General features: G+C 46.9%; 17 protein-coding genes. 11 read left to right on the plus strand and 6 right to left on the minus strand.

Features of this window, described 5'->3' with window-relative positions:
• Window positions 1-589 precede the first annotated feature (589 nt).
• The 4 genes from ACYVF1_RS09005 to ACYVF1_RS09020 are packed head-to-tail and all read right to left on the minus strand — an operon-like array spanning window position 590 to window position 4,914.
• Window positions 590-1,228: a DUF6134 family protein gene (locus ACYVF1_RS09005; RefSeq protein ID WP_461077735.1), complete on the minus strand. Its 639-nt coding sequence runs from the start codon at window positions 1,226-1,228 to the stop codon at window positions 590-592.
• Entirely contained in the window at window positions 1,225-2,775 is a 1,551-nt protein-coding gene (locus tag ACYVF1_RS09010; protein WP_461077737.1) for a 4Fe-4S binding protein, read from the minus strand. Before ACYVF1_RS09010 ends, ACYVF1_RS09005 begins: the two co-directional genes overlap by 4 nt.
• Window positions 2,776-2,787: 12 nt before the next feature.
• Window positions 2,788-4,131, minus strand: coding sequence for an NAD(P)/FAD-dependent oxidoreductase (locus ACYVF1_RS09015; protein ID WP_461077739.1), 1,344 nt, complete (start codon window positions 4,129-4,131; stop codon window positions 2,788-2,790).
• A 21-nt stretch (window positions 4,132-4,152) separates the two neighbouring features.
• Complete coding sequence (locus tag ACYVF1_RS09020; RefSeq protein WP_461077741.1) at window positions 4,153-4,914, minus strand: DUF547 domain-containing protein; 762 nt, start codon at window positions 4,912-4,914, stop codon at window positions 4,153-4,155.
• 124 nt (window positions 4,915-5,038) lie between these two features.
• On the opposite strand from ACYVF1_RS09020, the gene ACYVF1_RS09025 reads away from it, so the two are divergent.
• The 6 genes from ACYVF1_RS09025 to arsS all read left to right on the plus strand — a co-directional run bounded on the left by ACYVF1_RS09025 (window position 5,039) and on the right by arsS (window position 10,390).
• A complete protein-coding gene (locus tag ACYVF1_RS09025; protein ID WP_461077743.1) occupies window positions 5,039-6,145 on the plus strand; it encodes a BamA/TamA family outer membrane protein in 1,107 nt (368 codons plus the stop codon).
• A 77-nt stretch (window positions 6,146-6,222) separates the two neighbouring features.
• Window positions 6,223-6,915, plus strand: coding sequence for a TIGR04283 family arsenosugar biosynthesis glycosyltransferase (locus ACYVF1_RS09030; protein WP_461077745.1), 693 nt, complete (start codon window positions 6,223-6,225; stop codon window positions 6,913-6,915).
• Window positions 6,915-7,925 (plus strand): NAD-dependent epimerase/dehydratase family protein, encoded by a 1,011-nt coding sequence (locus ACYVF1_RS09035; RefSeq protein ID WP_461077747.1) that lies wholly within the window; start codon window positions 6,915-6,917, stop codon window positions 7,923-7,925. Before ACYVF1_RS09030 ends, ACYVF1_RS09035 begins: the two co-directional genes overlap by 1 nt.
• The gene (locus tag ACYVF1_RS09040) at window positions 7,909-8,835 is read left to right on the plus strand and encodes an SDR family oxidoreductase (protein ID WP_461077749.1); all 927 of its coding nucleotides are present in this window, start codon (window positions 7,909-7,911) and stop codon (window positions 8,833-8,835) included. The genes ACYVF1_RS09035 and ACYVF1_RS09040 overlap by 17 nt, the downstream gene beginning before the upstream one ends.
• A 66-nt stretch (window positions 8,836-8,901) precedes the next feature.
• Window positions 8,902-9,234 carry an arsenosugar biosynthesis-associated peroxidase-like protein gene (locus ACYVF1_RS09045; protein WP_020597210.1) on the plus strand — a complete coding sequence of 111 codons (333 nt, stop codon included), beginning with the start codon at window positions 8,902-8,904 and terminating at the stop codon, window positions 9,232-9,234.
• Window positions 9,235-9,343: 109 nt separating this feature from the next.
• On the plus strand, window positions 9,344-10,390 hold the full coding sequence (gene arsS, locus ACYVF1_RS09050; protein WP_461077751.1) for an arsenosugar biosynthesis radical SAM (seleno)protein ArsS: 1,047 nt from the start codon (window positions 9,344-9,346) through the stop codon (window positions 10,388-10,390).
• A 56-nt stretch (window positions 10,391-10,446) separates the two neighbouring features.
• Here arsS and ACYVF1_RS09055 read toward each other — a convergent pair whose 3' ends face one another.
• Window positions 10,447-11,268, minus strand: coding sequence for a purine-nucleoside phosphorylase (locus tag ACYVF1_RS09055; protein ID WP_461077753.1), 822 nt, complete (start codon window positions 11,266-11,268; stop codon window positions 10,447-10,449).
• A 96-nt stretch (window positions 11,269-11,364) separates the two neighbouring features.
• Between ACYVF1_RS09055 and ACYVF1_RS09060 the strand changes: the two genes are divergently transcribed.
• From ACYVF1_RS09060 to ACYVF1_RS09075, 4 genes are read left to right on the plus strand one after another with little or no spacing between them, the layout of a single operon-like run.
• Complete coding sequence (locus tag ACYVF1_RS09060) at window positions 11,365-11,967, plus strand: TIGR04282 family arsenosugar biosynthesis glycosyltransferase (RefSeq protein WP_461077755.1); 603 nt, start codon at window positions 11,365-11,367, stop codon at window positions 11,965-11,967.
• A gap of 40 nt (window positions 11,968-12,007) precedes the next feature.
• Window positions 12,008-12,700 carry a glycosyltransferase family 2 protein gene (locus ACYVF1_RS09065; RefSeq protein WP_461077843.1) on the plus strand — a complete coding sequence of 231 codons (693 nt, stop codon included), beginning with the start codon at window positions 12,008-12,010 and terminating at the stop codon, window positions 12,698-12,700.
• Between the two features lie 40 nt (window positions 12,701-12,740).
• Window positions 12,741-14,291, plus strand: coding sequence for a glycosyltransferase (locus ACYVF1_RS09070; protein WP_461077757.1), 1,551 nt, complete (start codon window positions 12,741-12,743; stop codon window positions 14,289-14,291).
• Window positions 14,292-14,293: 2 nt separating this feature from the next.
• Entirely contained in the window at window positions 14,294-15,670 is a 1,377-nt protein-coding gene (locus ACYVF1_RS09075) for a hypothetical protein (RefSeq protein WP_461077759.1), read from the plus strand.
• A 235-nt stretch (window positions 15,671-15,905) separates the two neighbouring features.
• Here the strand turns inward: ACYVF1_RS09075 and ACYVF1_RS09080 are convergent, their stop codons facing one another.
• Entirely contained in the window at window positions 15,906-17,111 is a 1,206-nt protein-coding gene (locus ACYVF1_RS09080; RefSeq protein ID WP_461077761.1) for a transposase, read from the minus strand.
• Between the two features lie 134 nt (window positions 17,112-17,245).
• Here ACYVF1_RS09080 and ACYVF1_RS09085 point away from each other — a divergent pair, with 134 nt between their 5' ends.
• On the plus strand, window positions 17,246-17,506 hold the full coding sequence (locus tag ACYVF1_RS09085) for a helix-turn-helix domain-containing protein (protein ID WP_461077763.1): 261 nt from the start codon (window positions 17,246-17,248) through the stop codon (window positions 17,504-17,506).
• The last annotated feature ends 354 nt before the right edge of the window (window positions 17,507-17,860 follow it).

The following is a 17,860-nucleotide window of genomic DNA, read 5'->3' on the forward strand; positions in this document are numbered from 1 at the left end:
ACCCCTACTGCAATCTGGGTGTCGCCCGTACCATTCAGACCGACGCGCCGGATCTGGTCATTGAGGGTCGTTGCTGATCCATCACCGACAGCGTAATAAACCTGAGCTGAGCTAGTTGCGTTAACTCCTAAGAGAAAGCATGTTGCCAATAGTAAAGGATAATACCAGTTAATACAGGGCGAATGCTTCTGCCATGAACCATAAAAACCGGAGAGTAGGTCGGGAAGAGGTCTGTAGATTTTTTTCATTCAATTAGAAGTATTGAATTTTTATATGACAAAGTATTATAAAGAGAAGCGTATTAACAAGAAAAGCACGATGAATCCGTAAAATAGTACCAACTATGTGGCCTTAAGATAAATTAAGCTTGATTGAGATGGTCTATTCGATCGGCACCGTAAACGTGCTTAATTTCGCAAGATGATGCAGTCTGTATGTCGACAAACCAAAGTGGACAAAGACATATAATAAGATAGAATTATATAATCTAGTAAGGCGTATTTATCCTTACAAAACCCTCCGTTCGTGCTACACGGAATTAATCGTAAGTGACGGATTTTGAACGATACGGCACGTAGTAACTATAACTTCATTTCTCGATAGGGCGGATGATGAAGTTTTTCAATGAGTTTTTCTTGATGATTTTCACAAGTTGCCTGTTTTCGTAGAGGTATTCATCTTCCCGGTCGTTCAGCTTTGCTTGATACGTTCCTTTTGCGGGGGAGGTTAGCGTGAAATAATCACCGAAGTATTCCGAATATGCTCGACTTCGACCTGTTGGCTCCGTGAAGAACATATCGGTTACCGTATAATCGATGCGCCGTGTTTCCGTACCCTTGTGCGTGTATTTATACTGATCGGCTGTAATCTCATAATGGTCGCCTTTCCACTCGGTTCTAGAAGAGAAATCGCCCCGGTTCGTATGGGCATCGACCGTAGAATGAACTAATTTACCCTGCTGGACCAGGCTGATGACTTTGTAGTATATTTTTAGCTTGTAAACCAGAAAATTGACTTTTACGTCGCTGACCAGCGTATAAACGACAGTTTGTTTATCACGCTGCTGCCTATTGGCGGTCATCGTTCCGACCTTAATTCCAGCTACTTCAATCGCATACACTTTCGTTTGAGTTGTATCAGCGGGTGTAATTTGCCCATAACTAGCCAAGGTCAATACCATCCATAATACAAGGCTAATTAGCCCAGTTCGAAAGAAATCTGCTTTCATTGTTGAATACGAAAACTGTTGTTTCCCAGCAAAATTGGTCTAGGATTGGTGTGTCGGGTGGAAACTGAATCATTTTCCAGATTTAAAACGCCCCGTGGGCAAACCGCTGAACAAATACCACATCCGACGCAGGACGAGCGAACAATATCCTGCCCACGCTGCGCGTACCAGCGCACGTCGATGCCCATTTCGCAGTAAGTCGAGCAGTTGCCACAGGAAATACATTGACCGCCGTTTGTTGTGATGCGGAATCGGGATTTAAAGCGCTGAACCAGCCCCAGATAAGCAGCCAGTGGACAGCCAAACCGGCACCAGACCCGGCTTCCGAAAATGGGATAGAACCCAGTTCCCAGTACCCCTGCAAAAATAGCCCCAATGGCGGAACCGTATACCGAACGGATGCCATTAGAATCCAGAAAGCCAAATAGCGACGGCTGCCCACTCCAGTACGTGTATAGCACCAACGCCGTCATCACAATAGCAAATACAAGTACCGAATGCACGACAATACGTTCAAATTTCCAGGCACCCAGTCGTTTGTCAGATAGTTGCCGGTAGGGGTCACCAAGGGTTTCCGCCAGCCCCCCGCAGCCACATACCCACGAGCAGTACCAGCGTTTGCCGTAAAAATAAGTCAGGATTGGCACGCCCAGCATCCAGAGGGCCGTGCCCCAGACGAGCAGAAAGATCCCAAACGTACCGGCCTTGATTTTTTCATCAATTTGGTAATCGAAATAAAAACTATAGTCTAGGGGCCACATATTTTTCAAATCCTGCGCGGGCTGATGAAAGAAAGCCAGCAGTTCAGGAATCAGAAAGGCAAAGACCGTCTGGAAAAACATCACCGAGATCGTGCGAAGTTGTTGGTAGCGGCTATGGCGGTATTTGACCAACATCCGCACGCCCATTATCAGAATCACCAGCGTGTACAACGTACCATATACGAACCATTGGCTGGCGGGGCCACCGTTCAGAAGCTGGCTCAGCGGGTCGAACAACAGCACCCAATTGGTTATGTATTCTGGAAAGAAATAGAGCAGTACGTAGAACCCAATCAGAAAGCTACACACTACGATACCAATCCAGCCCCGGTTTGTAGCCGGGTCCTTGTAGATGCCATTGTTTTTTATGCCAGGTAACGTCCGTTGAGCTGGTAGAATATAGAGTAGCGCTCCGCCAATGCACAGCAATAAAATCAGCCAGAAAAATAGTTGGCTATTACTTGGGAAAAAACCGGTGCTGGCGGCTTTCGTTACCGGAAAGGCATAATCCTGAATGAGTCGATTGGTTTCGTTACGTTGCTTATAGCCTTCATTGAGCCGGGAGATAGCAGCCCGAAAATCTCTAACAAACCCGAACGACGACCCATACACCTTTCCCTGCATGGAAGCCGTAGCCGAACGGACAGCCGCCAACTGCTCTTTATTAATTGTTTCGCTCAAGACCTTATCCGTCAATACGTATCGACTGAGGGGGAGAGTTGCCGCAAAGAGTGCAAATCCGATCAGAAAAGCGGTGAGACTAATACGTTGTCCGGTAGTTAGCATAGTGATAACGGATTAGTGCGTAGCTGAGAATAATCGTCCAAACCACCCTTTTCGGCGGTCCGGCGATCCGGCAGGTGCTCGCCCAGTCAGTTGGTCAGTATAGGGTTCCGAAAACTCTGGATTGAAATCGACCTGCTGAAACTGGCTCAGTACGTTCTCGAAAGGCGTGCGCTGCTGAATCCAACGTTCGCAGACAGCATGACGCAGCCTCAGCCCAAAGGCATGAATACCGACAACGGACTGGTCAGTTTTCCGGTAGTTAATACGTAGACACTGATCGCCAGCCGGATGCTCCCAGTAATACGTTTGTTCGTCGTCAGAGAGCTGGGCGTTCATGGTTCCGTATGTCTGATATTCAATGTCGAAGAATTTGGCCGAATTGAAAAAGACGCCCGGTCGATAGGCCGTTCGGGAGCCGCAAAGTGTTCTGGCCAGCGTTTCGCCGTGCATCCGACCGGTATACCAGATTTGTTCGATGGGTTTGCGCAGGGCTCCGTCTGTACCCGCTATAGGTTGCCGGAATTCGTTGCAATCGCCGATGGCATACACATCGGCTATGTTAGTCTCAAAATACTCGTTGACTAAAACACCTTTTCTCAGTTCAACACCTGAGTTTTTCAGGAATGCTACGTTCGGCGTAACACCGATACCCAGCCCCACAAACTGGCAGGGGATTTCTTCGCCTGCTTTCGTAACTACTGCCCGCACCCGCCCTGATGCATCCGCCAGAATTTCTTTAAGTTCGGATTCAAGCCGGAGGTCGACGCCGTGCCGTAGCAAATGACGACCGATTAGCTTACCTTCTTTGGCCGGCAATGTAGAACTCCAGTAGTGTGGGTCGCGGACCAGCATCGTTACGTCAATGTGTCGGGAACGTAGCATTTCGGCCAGTTCAACGCCAATAAGCCCTCCGCCAACTACTACCGCCCGTTCAATGTCTTTGGTGAATTGCTCCATCTGTTCCAGATCGGGAAGGCCATACAACCCCTGCACACCGGAAGCGGTCAGGCCGGGCCAGTCGAACGTAGTGGATACCGAACCGGTTGCCACCACCAGTACGTCGTAATCGAGCCATTTTCCATCAGACAGCCGGATTCGCTTCGCCGACGTATCGACCTGCTCGACGTAGCCACGTAGCAAGTCGATACGATTTTTGGTCCAGAACCAGTCTTCGTAAGGCTTTGTATGCTCGTAAGTCATATGCCTCATGTAGATGTACATAAGGGCGGTACGCGAATAAAAATGCTCAGACTCAGCCGAAATGACCGTGATACGTACCATGGAATCATGCTGGCGAACATGCCGGGCGGTTGTGATACCGGCAATACCGTTTCCGATAATGATAAGGTGCTTCATAACGGCCCGTTTCAGCAGCGCTTACTGCTCGTTGAGATTCCAGTTGTAATCAAGGTATTCTATGTCGGTCTTATCTGAAATTTTCGTGTTAGAATATTTATTAACCCACTTCACTACTGACTGCCCGTTTTTGGTCCAGTCGCCTTTGTACCAGTTGAAATAGTTCGACAGTTGGGCTTCATCCTTACTGATCTTATTCTTGCTCGGATTATTTAGGAAATCACGTCCCTGATCGTCCATTTGCGCATCCAGTTTTTCGGCTGTGTAAGCTTCATTCCGAAGACGGGGGCACGAAATAGACGCGCAAACCAGGGTAAAGTGAATACGTGGGTCGTTAAACTTTTTGCGCAGGATACCATGCTCGATGTTGTCGAGGCTCATTTTTTCGCCACCAATCGTGAAAAACTTGGCGGCCCAGGGTGTGGTCACAAACGGAATTTTGATTTTTGAGCCAATATCCTTGATGCTCTTCACAGGGTAATGGTCGAGAATGAGCCGGATGGTATAGGCGTTGTAGGCATTAATCCAATAAGCCATCTGCTCGTTTTTGCTCCACGAAGCGGCTGGTGGATTTTTACTGAGCATAGTCAGATAGTCATTAAATGCCTTCTCTTCCGACTTGAAGCCTTTATAGTTAACCAAGCCTTTTTCGTTGACGTATTTTTTCAGAAGCCGATCATATGCACTATGATCGACAGGCGCTACCGTTGGTGCTGTGAAAGCAGTGGTAAATAGGCATACCAATCCAAAAAGAAGCAATTTATAGTTAGGGTGCGTTTTCATGATGAGATTTAAATTTTATTACTCTCAGATATACGCCCCAATCTATCGAATGGTTTTAATAATCATAAATTCAAACCCTGTCGATTAACTTTTCGTATGATAGGGTAAGTAATCCAACATATTAATGCTTCTATCGTCGCTGGTAACTGCCTTACTCATTTCGGTCCCGCCCGACAGCGTTCCCAAAGCGTTCAGTATCTTACCTCTTCCACTTATTTACTACACGCCCGAAACCCGGCTGGCGTATGGTGTGGCAGCTACGGCTACATTCCGTTTTAAGCGCGACATGGCTTTTTTGCGGTCAGATTCGTCCGGTCAGGCTAGAGCAGCTGTTCGTCCGTCGCAGATTACGCTGGGATTTGCTTACACGCAGAACAAGCAAATATTGTTTTACCTGCCTTTTCAGATCTTTTATGACAAGGACGAATACTACATCAATGGTGAGGCCGGGTATTATCGCTACAATTATTATTTCTATGGAGTTGGCCAGCAGGAAGTTACCCGTGAGCTATACGGTGTAAATTTCCCGCGTATACGTATCAATGCGTTCCGGCGAATAAGTCCGAACCTGAACCGGGGAAAGCTTTACGCGGGCATTCGGTATCAATACGAAGATTATCAGGTAACCAGCGTCGAGCCGGGTGGATTGCTGGCGTCGGGTATGGTAGCTGGCGGATTAGGCAGCCGATTGTCGGGGGCTGGACTTGGCTTGTTTTATGACTCGCGTAATGCCATTTTCTTCCCATCCAAAGGCGTTGTAGCCGACATTGCTTATCTGATTCAGAATCAGGTATTAGGCAGCAATGTACGTTTTGGGCGCTACACTGCCGACGTATCGTCCTATCATTCGTTGAGCGATCATGCAATCTTAGCAGTCAATTATTTCGTAAGTTTTACGACGGGCGAGGCTCCCTTCAATGCCTTGTCATTGCTGGGAGGTACCAAACGTATGCGGGGATACTACGAAGGTCGATACCGCGACCAGAACGTAGCATTGATTCAGAGTGAAGTTCGGTTCGATTTGTACAAACGGTTGGGTGGCGTAGTTTTCGTGGCTGCTGGTATCCTGGGTAATGCGCAATCATTGCTACGTGGCAACGAGCCTAAATTGGCTTACGGTGCCGGATTACGCTTTACGATGAACCGTCGTGACCATCTTAATATTCGGCTGGATTACGGAATGGGAAGGCAGTCGAGCGGTTTCTATCTGACTATTGGAGAAGCATTTTAAGTAAAAAAGATGCTTCCTGTTCAGGCGGTTTGTCAGGCGCTTATAATTACCCTATTTTGCTTACTTATCAATTATCGATGACTTTTAGTATTATCATTCCTACCTATAACGAAGCCCAGTCAATAGGCCGGTTAGTCCAGAATTTGCTGACACTTGGCGGAACTTCCTTAGTGGAGGTCTTAGTGATTGATGCAGGAAGTCCTGATGGTACTGCCGATATGGCCAAACAGGCAGGCGCTACCGTACGGCAATCGCCAAAGCCGGGTCGTGCGGCTCAGATGAATTTCGGTGCTATGTTAGCTAAAGGGGATATTCTATATTTTATCCATGCCGATGTCGGTATTAATCCTGACTTTATTGCGGATATTGAGCAGTCTGTCAAAGCAGGTTATGAAGCGGGCTGCTACCGATTCCGGTTCAACTCAGATAAAATCATGCTCCGATTCAACAGTTACGGAACCCGATTTCCGGGCATAATGAGTCGCGGGGGAGATCAGACTTTATTCATAACCCGCTCGCTGTTTGACCGCTTGGGTGGCTTCGATGAATACTACACTATCATGGAGGACTTTGATATTATCCTCCGGATTCGGAAGGTTGCCCGGTTCTGTATCATACCCAAAGACGTATTAGTTTCAGCCCGAAAGTATGACACCAATAGCTGGCTGCGCGTACAGGTAGCGAACCTGACAGCCTTTTCGCTGTTTTTCATGAAGGTGTCACCAGGCCGGATTGTCCGCACGTATAAAGCTATGCTGAATTATCGTTGATGAAAACAACCGTACTACTAACCGGAGCTAGTGGCTTTCTGGGGGCTCATCTGACCCGAGAACTGCTGACGCGTCGATACCAGGTAAGGGTATTAGTTCGACATCAACAGTGTTGTCCGACGCTGGACGGATTGCCCATTGAAGTCTGCGAAGGCAACGTTTTAGATATTCAATCGCTGAAAAAAGCGGTTGCGGGCTGCGATGCCGTTATTCATGCAGCGGCTCTGGCTCAGGTTAACCCAGCCCGTAATCCCGTCGTTTGGGCAGTGAATCATACTGGAACCGAAAATCTGATTGAAGCTGCCTGGCTTGCAAACATTCAACGGTTTGTCTATGTAGGCACAGCCAACGTATTTGGATTTGGGACGAAGCAACAACCTGGCAACGAAACGTTTCCTTTTGTCGGGAAGCGCTACGGCTCTGATTACATGGACAGTAAACGGGCAGCTACTGATCGGGTACAGGAAGCAGTGCAGCAGACTGGTCTCCCCGCCATCTTGGTTCATCCAACGTTTATGCTGGGCGGATTCGATGCCAAACCAACGTCCGGGCAGATGCTTTTGGAACTCTATCGAGGACGTGTAGTGGGCTATCCAGTCGGAGGCAAAAATTATGTTCATGTACGAGACGTAGCAGTAGCCACGGTCAACGCCCTGACGCAGGGGAGATTGGGCGAATCGTATATTCTGGGAAATTCAAACATGAGTTATCAGGAAGCGTTTCAACTGATGGCACTACGTATGAACGTATTACCACCGCGCTGGTCGATCCCACCCATTCTGGCAAAAGTGTATGGTTTCGGTTGTGATGCCTTCGCTAAACTAACACGCCGTCCGGCACAACTAAATTCAGCCATGATTGCGGTGGCGAACGATGGTCATTATTTTAGTTCGCAGAAAGCCATTGCCGAACTAGGACTACCTCAAACGCCGATTGAAGAAGCTGTAGACGAAGCTTTCAACTGGTTTAAACGACATAACTATCTTACTCAACGTGCTCGAACTAACTAAGCCAATCGCACCATCTGAACCTCTAGTCGTACAAACGTCGGCTTCAGCCGTTGCTGTTTCGGATGGTTCTAAAAAGCGCAAACCTATAACAGCGATTGGAGGGGTGTTTGTTGGGAAAGTCGCTATTGTTACTGGTTCAGAATCGGGCATTGGCAAAGCTACGGCACGGGCATTGGGCGCAGCGGGGGCTAAGGTGGTTTTAAATGGACGCACAACAGACCGTTTGGCGCAAACAGAGGATGAGCTACTTAGCGAAGGGTTGGACGTAGTGAGTTGTCTGGCCGACGTTACCTGCTTCGATGATTGCGAGCGACTTATTGCAACTGCCATCGATACGTTCGGACAATTGGATATTTTAATAACGAATGCCAGCATCTCGATGCGCGCTTACTTTGCCGATATGAACCCCGACGTATTCCGGCAGGTGCTTGATAGTAACGTGTATGGAACAGTTTATCCGTTGAAGGCCGCTTTGCCCCACCTGACCAAAGCCAAAGGCGTCGTTACGTTCATTTCATCTATATCTGCGCTAAACGGAATGCCCAGCGGTTCAGCTTACTGCGCCGGAAAAGCAGCAGTGGCTAATTTGGCCCACACGCTACGTCTCGAATTAGCGCATACGGGCATTCAGATCGGTGTAGTACACATTGGTTTTACGCAGAATGACCCTGACAAACGAGTACTCGATGCAACTGGCCAACCGGTGCCCATCGCCCATCGACCTCCTCGCTGGCAGAAAAGTCAAGCGGAAGTTGCTCAGATCATCATCAATCACGTTCGGCGACGTCGACAACGGACGGTAATCTCGGCGTTGGGTAGACTAATTGTGCTGGTCCATACGCATCTACCTAGGTTAGGCGACTGGATAGTACTCACCACGATTCGTAGACTGCGGCATTTTTATGAGTGAAATCTATTTTTAGCTTGTTATCGTATTCTTAATAACTTAATTCAACCGGTGCGCCGGCCCGACCCTATGCAGACTTATTATAATCCAGAAGATCTCAAGAAATTTGGCAAAATTGGTGAGTTTCAGAAAGAACTAGCCGACAAGTTTTTCTCTTATTACGGTTCTGTTTTTGCGGAAGGTGCTCTCACAGCCCGCGAGAAATCACTGATTGCCTTAGCGGTTTCCCACACGGTACAATGCCCTTATTGTATCGACGCATACACGTCCGATACGCTCGAAAAAGGCTGTTCGGAAGCAGAAATGATGGAAGCCGTTCACGTAGCAGCCGCTATTCGCGGAGGGGCTTCGCTAGTGCATGGCGTGCAAATGATGAACAAAGCCAAAGAATTATCGATGTAAATCAAAGAGTGAAAGAGCGAAAGAATGAATGAGCGAAACCCGTCCGGCAAAAATCTTCCGGCAGGTACTTTCGCTCTTTCACTCATTCACTCTTTCGCTCATTCAACCTATGAAATCACTTAAAGCCAGTGGGCATCAGTTAGCCGACGTTGACGTACAACTGCAAACGCTTCAAAGCGAAGTAGCCGATACGTTGCAATTGCCCCTATTCCATCAGAAGCTCCAAACCGCTGGTTTGTTTCCACTGAGTATCGTTGAACCTGCTGTTTTTCAGATAAATCTGGGAAAAATGTGTAACCAGGTTTGTCGGCACTGCCACGTTGATGCAGGTCCCGACCGGAAGGAAATCATGACCCGCGAAACGATGCAGGCTTGTCTGGACGCACTGGCCCAAACGGATATACCGACAGTCGATTTAACGGGCGGAGCACCGGAAATGAATCCGAATTTTCGCTGGTTCGTGGAAGAGGTCAGGAAACTGGGCCGGAAGGTTATGGTACGTTGCAACCTGACGATCATCGTGGCCAATCCTAAATACTATGACCTACCTGAATTCTTTCGGATGCATGAGGTTGAAGTCGTTAGTTCATTACCTTTCTATAATGCCGACAAAACTGACCGACAGCGCGGAAAAGGCGTTTTTGAGGACTCCGTCCGTGCGTTACGTATGCTGAACGCAGTGGGCTATGGTCAGCCAGATACTGGCCTACTGCTGAATCTGGTTTATAACCCAAATGGTGCTTTTCTGCCTGGTTCGCAGGAGAGTTTGAAGCGGCAGTTCAAACGGGTTTTGCAGGATGAGTTTGGGATACAGTTCAATGACCTTTATGCGATTACAAACATCCCAATAAGCCGATTTCTGGATTACCTCATTTCGTCTGGTAACTACGACGGCTATATGGAAAAGCTGGTCAATGCCTTCAATCCGGTAGCGGCCTCTGGCGTAATGTGCCGAAACACCTTGTCGATCAGCTGGGATGGTTTCATCTATGATTGTGATTTCAATCAGATGCTTGATTTAAAAGTGGCTAGTCCAGTACAGCACGTAATGGATTTTGACCTGAACACCTTAAATCAACGGTCGGTGGTAATCAATCAGCATTGTTACGGTTGCACCGCCGGGGCTGGGTCCAGTTGTGGAGGAACCACTGCCTGAGCGATGCCAGGTCACTACGGGAGATCTCCGTAGTGACCGAGAAACCAATGGGTGTGTTACAACTGACTGACTAATTCCCGCATCAGGCGAGTGAGATGTGGCTCTGCTGTACCAGCAGCCGCTATAATTTTTTGAATGTCGGCTTTTTCCAGGGTTTCAGGTATGCACATGTCTGTGATAACCGAGACACCAAAAACAGCCATTCCCATCTGATTGGCTACAATCACTTCTGGAACGGTCGACATCCCGACGGCATCGGCACCCCACTGGCGGAGCATTCGGTACTCAGCCCGAGTTTCGAGTTGAGGACCCGTTACGCTGACGTAGACCCCTCGCTGAAGACGAATACCAAGTTCATCAGCTATAGCAAACGACCGTTCGATCAACGCTTTGCTGTACGGTTCGCTCATATCGGGAAAACGGTCGCCAAATTCGGGAGGGTTTGGTCCTACGAGGGGATTTTGGGGGAGCAGTAAACTGATGTGATCGTCAATGACCATCAGGTCTGTCGTTTGAAAAGCAGGATTCATGCCGCCAGCCGCGTTGGAGACCAGCAGCGTTCGAACGCCAAGAGCGTGCATGACCCGTACAGGAAAGGTAATTTGCTGCATGGAATAGCCCTCATAAAAATGAAACCGCCCCTGCATCACGATTACGGGCTTATCGGCCAGGGTACCCAGCAGTAGCTTGCCTGAATGAAACTCAACCGTCGAAAGTGGAAAATGAGGAATGGATTCGTAGGGTAAGGTCGTTTCGATGGATAGATCCTGCGCCAGTGCGCCAAGACCTGTTCCGAGAATGATTCCGATTTGAGGAGTGAGTTGTGTTTTCGATTGAATAAACTGGGTAGTCTGCTGAACCTGATCAAGTATGGTCATAAACGATGGTAGGCTATCTTTTTTGCAAGATAAGGGTTGAGAAGTAATCACACGATTTCATTAACCGATTGTTCGCTTGTTTCGTTATCATTCTTTATGACACCAGAGCAACTGATTGTTTTTGTCAAAAACCCCATTCCGGGCCAGGTTAAAACCCGTATTGCTCGAACGGTGGGTGATACAAAAGCGCTGGAAGTGTACCAACACTTATTGATTTACACCCAAAATTTGGTATCTGAGTTCAAGGAACGCTGCGCTGTATACTATGGAGATTTTGTGAATGCTGATGATGGATGGAACCCATTTGTTAAGTATAAGCAATCAGGATTGGATTTGGGTGAGCGTATGCACAGTGCGTTTGAAGACCAATTTAAAGCGGGGGCCAGAAAAGTGGTTATCATTGGCAGCGACTGCTTTGATATAACCCCCAGCCATATTCATAATGCGTTTGCTGCACTCGATACTGTGGATGTGGTTATCGGGCCAGCCACCGACGGCGGGTATTATTTGCTGGGCATGAATAAGCTTCAGCCATTTTTATTTCAGGATATGCCCTGGAGTCAGCCCGAACTGAGACAGTTGACCGAATTGGCTGTTCTACAACACAACTTAACCTACGCCCGGCTCGATGAACTAACCGACATTGACGAATGGGCTGATTATGAAGATTACCTTCAGAAAACAGGTCAATCATTATGATACGTACCATGTATTTTTCGCTCTTATTACCACGCTACGTTTGAATCAGCCAACTATCGTCGTTATTATTCCCGCCTTCAACGAGGAAAATTCAGTTGGACAGGTTATCCGTGAAATACCCGCTGAGCTAGTACAGGAAATTATTGTCGTCAATAACAACTCCAACGATCAGACCGCCTTAGAAGCTTCCCGCGCTGGCGCTACCGTACTGGACGAGCCTATTCAAGGCTATGGGCGTGCGTGTTTGCGAGGCATTGCCTACGCGAAACAACGCCAGCCTACGCCCGATGTCGTCGTTTTTCTGGATGCCGACTATTCTGATTTTCCTGCTGAATTGTCCCGCGTCGTTGCGCCAATCCTGGAACAGAACGCTGATTTAGTAATCGGTTCCCGCGCATTGGGCAACCGGCAACGTGGCTCCATGACACCTCAACAGCTTTTCGGAAACTGGCTGGCAACGCGACTGCTACGTTGGTTGTATGGAGTACGTTTTACGGATTTGGGGCCATTTCGTGCTATTCGGTTCGATACGTTATTGGCTCTGAACATGCAGGATAAAACCTATGGCTGGACCGTTGAAATGCAATTAAAAGCTGCCAAGTTGCGCTATAAAACAACCGAAGTACCCGTGAGTTATCGAAAACGGATCGGGCACTCAAAAATTTCAGGTACGATCAAAGGCACGGTACTGGCAGGCTATAAAATCCTCACCACCATTTTCAAGTACTGGTAGTAGTCCAACCCAGTGTTGATCGTGCGCTGGAATTGACATAATGGAGCTATTCATTCTGTTTCTTTACAACCTTTTGGTTTTTCTGATCGTGCTGTTCAGTATTGGTCAGCTGGGGCTTCTTGTGCGATACGTATACAGTCGTTGGCGTCATAGAAATGAGCGCATACCGGAGCTCGCTATACGCTGGGAGCAGCTACCTTCGATCACCGTTCAATTGCCTATTTACAACGAGTTATACGTAGTGGAACGACTGATTGATACCATCGCCCAGTTGCGGTATCCTCTCGACAAGCTGACCATTCAGATTCTGGACGATTCGACGGACGACACTACGTTGCTGATTGCCCAAAAAGTGGTCGCTTATCAGGCAGCTGGCCTTCCACTGGTACACATCCGCCGACCCGATCGATCAGGATTTAAGGCAGGAGCGTTAGCCTATGGGCTTAATCTGACCGACAGTGAGTACGTGGCTATTTTCGATGCCGATTTTCTGCCTGACGTCGATTTTTTACTAAGTGTGCTTCCCAGTTTTACGCAGCCAAACATAGGCGTTGTTCAGACTCGCTGGCTACACACCAACCAATACTATTCGCTCCTAACTCAAATTCAGGCGTTTGGTTTAAATGCTCACTTCCTTATTGAGCAGTATGCCCGCTATGCCACCGGTCTATTTTTAAATTTTAGTGGAACAGCCGGTATCTGGCGTCGCGAAGCAATACTATCCAGTGGTAACTGGCGAGCGGATACACTGACCGAAGATCTGGATTTAAGTTACCGGGCGCAGCTAAATGACTGGAAAATCGTTTACCGTGTCGACGTTGGAGTCCCGGCTGAATTGCCGATTACGATGGATGCCATTAAGTCGCAACAGTACCGATGGATGAAAGGGCCTGCTGAATGTAGTCGGAAGCTTTTGGGAGAGGTATGGCAAAAATCAGGCATCTCAATCCGCAAAAAAATACAGGCCTGTTTTCATTTGCTGAACAGCTCTTTGCTGGTACTTATTCTGGGTATGGCCATGCTGAGCCTACCCGTGTTGTGGATTCATCATCGCCATCCCGACTGGGCAGCTACCAGTCACCAACTATCGAAATTATTTTTACTTGCTACCATCATTTCAACCATTTTTTATGGGATTTCTTATTACCAATCTGAGATTAAACAAGGGCTGGCTGTCCATCAAATAAAAGGCAATATCTTTAGCCGAATGGTACGATTTTTCTGGCTCTTTCCAACCTTTATTTCCATCATGTTGGGCTTATCCCTACACAACAGCCTGGCTGTGCTGGAAGGTCTCTTAGGAAAAAAGACGCCCTTCATTCGTACGCCAAAATTCAACAGTACGACAAAGCTTATCGACTGGACTACCAATGTTTACATAAAGAAAACATTTCCCAAATCTGTTTTTCGGGAAATTGGACTTGGTTTGTACTTTCTGGCAGGTATCGGTTTAGGTTTATATTTACACGATTATTCAATGACTATTCTGCATAGTCTACTGGTCGTTGGATATGGGTTGGTGGTTAGTTATACACTGGCGCATAGCTGGACTAAAGAAACGAACGTAGCGTCAAACGTGACGGTTCTATAGCCATGATTACGCCGTTCCGGATTGGCTGGTTATTTCTCTCACTAGCCCTGTTTACTTTAATAGGATATGGACTTGCCCGTCCGCAATTCAGCCTACTCATTCTACTATATGGGCTTACTTTCTGGGGCTATGTTCGGATTACCCGGCCACTGTGGACAGTCTTAAGTCAACCTTCACTCACTTCTGTCCCTCAATCTGAGCCTGACCGATTTCTATTCTTGGCAGCCATTTTATTCCGGCTAAGTCTATTGGCAGTTATACCTAACCTATCTGATGACTATGTTCGATTCATCTGGGATGGACATCTGGTTGCCAACGGTTATAACCCTTATCTTTATTTACCCAACCACATTATCAATACACCTTTAGCGGCAACAACTGGACTAACCGAATCGCTATATCAAGGTTTAAATTCTCCGAATTACTACACAGTTTATCCCCCCGTCAATCAGGCATTGTTTGGGCTTGCGGCATTGGTCTCACCCAATGATTTACTAGGTAGTGTGATTGGTTTACGTATCCCAATTCTGCTGGCAGATGTTGGTACGTTGTGGCTGTTGTCAGCTCTTTTTAGAAGGTTTAGCCAGAACCCAAACCTGGCCTTACTATACGGTCTAAATCCACTAGTTATTCTGGAGCTGACGGGCAACGTACATTATGAAGCTGTGATGATTTTCCTGGTCCTTTTTGCCGTTTGGATTTATCTTCAGAAACGATGGGTGATATCCGCAGGTGCATTAGCACTAAGTATTGGCACGAAGCTTCTTCCTTTACTCTTTTTCCCACTATTATTCCGATATGTAGGCTGGAAGCGTGGACTCGTGTATGGTACAGTTACCTTGGGGTTTTCGGGGATGATTTTCATGCCGTTTATTGATATAAACCTGTTCCGGAATGTGTTCAGTAGTCTAGGGCTTTATTTCCAAAAGCTTGAATTCAACGCCAGCATTTATTATTTAATCCGGGCAGTTGGCTTTGTACTTTCAGGACGTAGCATTATTAAAGAAGCGGGTCAGTACCTATTTGTACTAATTGCCTTCTGTACAATTGCCATCGCTTTTTGGAGCCAAGGTAAGGCATCCTCTCGTAAACTATCGATCCAATTACTATTGACGCTGAGTCTATACTGGCTATTGTCCACAACGGTTCATCCATGGTATATCTCTTCATTGTTGGCAGTAAGCCTGTTTACTCCGTTTCGCTATCCATTCATCTGGTCGGGGCTTATTATACTCTCCTACGGTGCCTACCGAACCTATCCATATAATGAGAATTTGCCGCTTGTCGGATTGGAATATGGATTACTTGTTGGATTTATGGTGTACGAATGGAAAGGCAGAACGGAGTCAGGTGAATTTGAAACATTAGATTCTTATTAAGTCCATTATAACACTATCCGCAATGTTGAAAAGGGCCTACTATAATCAATTTAATACATATCAAAATTTTACAGACTGCTTCTTGCGAAACATTCAAGCAAGATATAATTCGTTCACGAAATCCTTTCAGTTTAGGATGTAGTAGCGTTCATCGAATGCATAATCTCTGATGAAATTTTTGCCTGACGCACTGTATCCTATGTAGTATATTACCCAGAAATACCCTAGATAACAGCTATTTTTTCAATCGATTTCCAAACACACAGACTAACTGCTCTAAAAGCATCCCCCAGTTACCCACACTCCAGGTGTTTTTAGACACTAATTTTTGGCTGATGATGTAAGTTGATTTAAGAAATTCCTCCTCATTGACATAAGGACCATAGGCTTTTAAATGTGTCAGTATTGCCTGATGCAGCGTATCCAGTAAGGTGAACCGCTGCGCTCGCTTGGCGACCAAAGGCGGATACTGCATAAGCCCCGTTATAAAAGGCCAGTTATGTTCCCAGTTTTCCACCAGCATCGGATACCGCTCAGTCCAGTTATTTCTGAAACTTTGCCAAATCTCAGTTGCCTGAACCTCATCCGTGACGGAGTATAAAGTACGTAATATCTTGGTGGCTGCAGTCTTGTCTTTGCCAATCAGAGAATGTAGAGTAGTCCGCATCTGAAGCATCACACAGCCGTGAACCTGTGTTTGAGGGTAAGATTCCCTAAAGGCTTCTTTGAGACTGGTTGGCTCCTCGGCACAGGCAATCAAAATATCTTCAACTCCTCGCTCTTGTAGATCGGACACTATAGTGATCCAGGTACTGGCCAAATCGTGTGCCCCAGCATAGTAGCCTATAATATCCCGTCTGCCTTGCAAATCAATTGTAGTAACTACATACACTGACCGATTGGATGAGTGGGTACTATGCCAGAATTGAAAGGGTAAACTTGCCACCCACATAAACGTATAGATGGGATGGAGAGGTCGCTTATGCCAGGCTTCTACGCGAGGTAAGCCTTGATCGGTAATCCTCATCAGGACGGTCATTGACACAGGCCAACCTTGCCAGTTTAGTTGGCGTCGAAGGGATTGGTAGGGTACTCCTTCATAAAAGTTCTCGTTCACAAAGTGATCAGCCTGGAGTCCAAAAATCGTTGGTTGCTCAATCGAGCGGTCCGCCAAGGCAGGTCTCGCTAAAACAGGAGTAATGCTCTGGATTTCGATGGGTTGATCAAGGTCTGTCTCTGTCATCACTGCCTCTACTGATTTGTCTGTTTCGTCAACAGATGCCATGGATTGGTCATCTTCCTGAAGTGCCAATTCCAACAAATCATGAATCACGGGGGCTAATAATGACCTGAGGAAGGCCATACTGATGGAACTCGTTCGCAGTTGCACAACCGCCTGTCGACGGAACTGCTCGTAATCAAATTTTTCTCCTGAAGCCATCTTGAAAGAAGTTGCCACCCTATGCAAAATGATTAAACTATAATTCGTAAAAGTTGGGCCAAATATAGGAGTAATAGACACTTGAGGACATGTATGTCCTAATTGTTTTTTTTTAAATTATGATTCTTTGCCTTGTGATAGGGATACGAGACAAGGAATCAATAAAACTCTTCGGGGTTAACGTCCGCCAGAAGCGGCAACAAAAAGGACTTTCTCAGGAAGAATTGGCCTATCAGAGCCAGGTGGATGTGCGGCAGATTGGTCGTATTGAACGAGGAGAGATTAATACCACCATTAGTACTGTCTTTGCGCTGGCTCGTGCCCTGAAACTGAACATTGCTGACTTATTTGACTTCCCCCTTCCGGAGGCAGGGCAAGACCCTTTGGGTCCTTAGTTGCGACCCTGCCTGATGTGCTCTTTATAATATTCCTTTTGGAAACAGCTCAGAGTGGATATCGATACCTATTCCGTAGTCAATGCCCATAGTGGGCTAATTGAGTAAACATGCTGGTAAGCTGTGTTCTACGTTCTTGCATGCATGTACACTGATGGACTGTAATTAGAATTGAGCTGTACAGGGAGATTCAATGTGATAGCGACTACTTGGTAGGGTATTCTTGCATTTAGAGTGTGTAATTGTTCGTCATTGTAAAAAATAATTATTGGTTTCAGGTTCACAAGCTACACTGCCTACACGAACGTTCGTGTAGGCAGTGTAGCTTGTGAACCTGAAACCAATAATTATTTT

This window comes from Spirosoma flavus (assembly GCF_054778555.1).

Coding starts and splice junctions, on each gene's coding strand:
- ACYVF1_RS09005 (WP_461077735.1), bottom strand. CDS start 1,228: ATGAAAGCAGATTTCTTTCGAACTGGGCTAATTAGCCTTGTATTATGG.
- ACYVF1_RS09010 (WP_461077737.1), bottom strand. CDS start 2,775: ATGCTAACTACCGGACAACGTATTAGTCTCACCGCTTTTCTGATCGGA.
- ACYVF1_RS09015 (WP_461077739.1), bottom strand. CDS start 4,131: ATGAAGCACCTTATCATTATCGGAAACGGTATTGCCGGTATCACAACC.
- ACYVF1_RS09020 (WP_461077741.1), bottom strand. CDS start 4,914: ATGAAAACGCACCCTAACTATAAATTGCTTCTTTTTGGATTGGTATGC.
- ACYVF1_RS09025 (WP_461077743.1), top strand. CDS start 5,039: ATGCTTCTATCGTCGCTGGTAACTGCCTTACTCATTTCGGTCCCGCCC.
- ACYVF1_RS09030 (WP_461077745.1), top strand. CDS start 6,223: ATGACTTTTAGTATTATCATTCCTACCTATAACGAAGCCCAGTCAATA.
- ACYVF1_RS09035 (WP_461077747.1), top strand. CDS start 6,915: ATGAAAACAACCGTACTACTAACCGGAGCTAGTGGCTTTCTGGGGGCT.
- ACYVF1_RS09045 (WP_020597210.1), top strand. CDS start 8,902: ATGCAGACTTATTATAATCCAGAAGATCTCAAGAAATTTGGCAAAATT.
- arsS (WP_461077751.1), top strand. CDS start 9,344: ATGAAATCACTTAAAGCCAGTGGGCATCAGTTAGCCGACGTTGACGTA.
- ACYVF1_RS09055 (WP_461077753.1), bottom strand. CDS start 11,268: ATGACCATACTTGATCAGGTTCAGCAGACTACCCAGTTTATTCAATCG.
- ACYVF1_RS09060 (WP_461077755.1), top strand. CDS start 11,365: ATGACACCAGAGCAACTGATTGTTTTTGTCAAAAACCCCATTCCGGGC.
- ACYVF1_RS09070 (WP_461077757.1), top strand. CDS start 12,741: ATGGAGCTATTCATTCTGTTTCTTTACAACCTTTTGGTTTTTCTGATC.
- ACYVF1_RS09075 (WP_461077759.1), top strand. CDS start 14,294: ATGATTACGCCGTTCCGGATTGGCTGGTTATTTCTCTCACTAGCCCTG.
- ACYVF1_RS09080 (WP_461077761.1), bottom strand. CDS start 17,111: ATGGCTTCAGGAGAAAAATTTGATTACGAGCAGTTCCGTCGACAGGCG.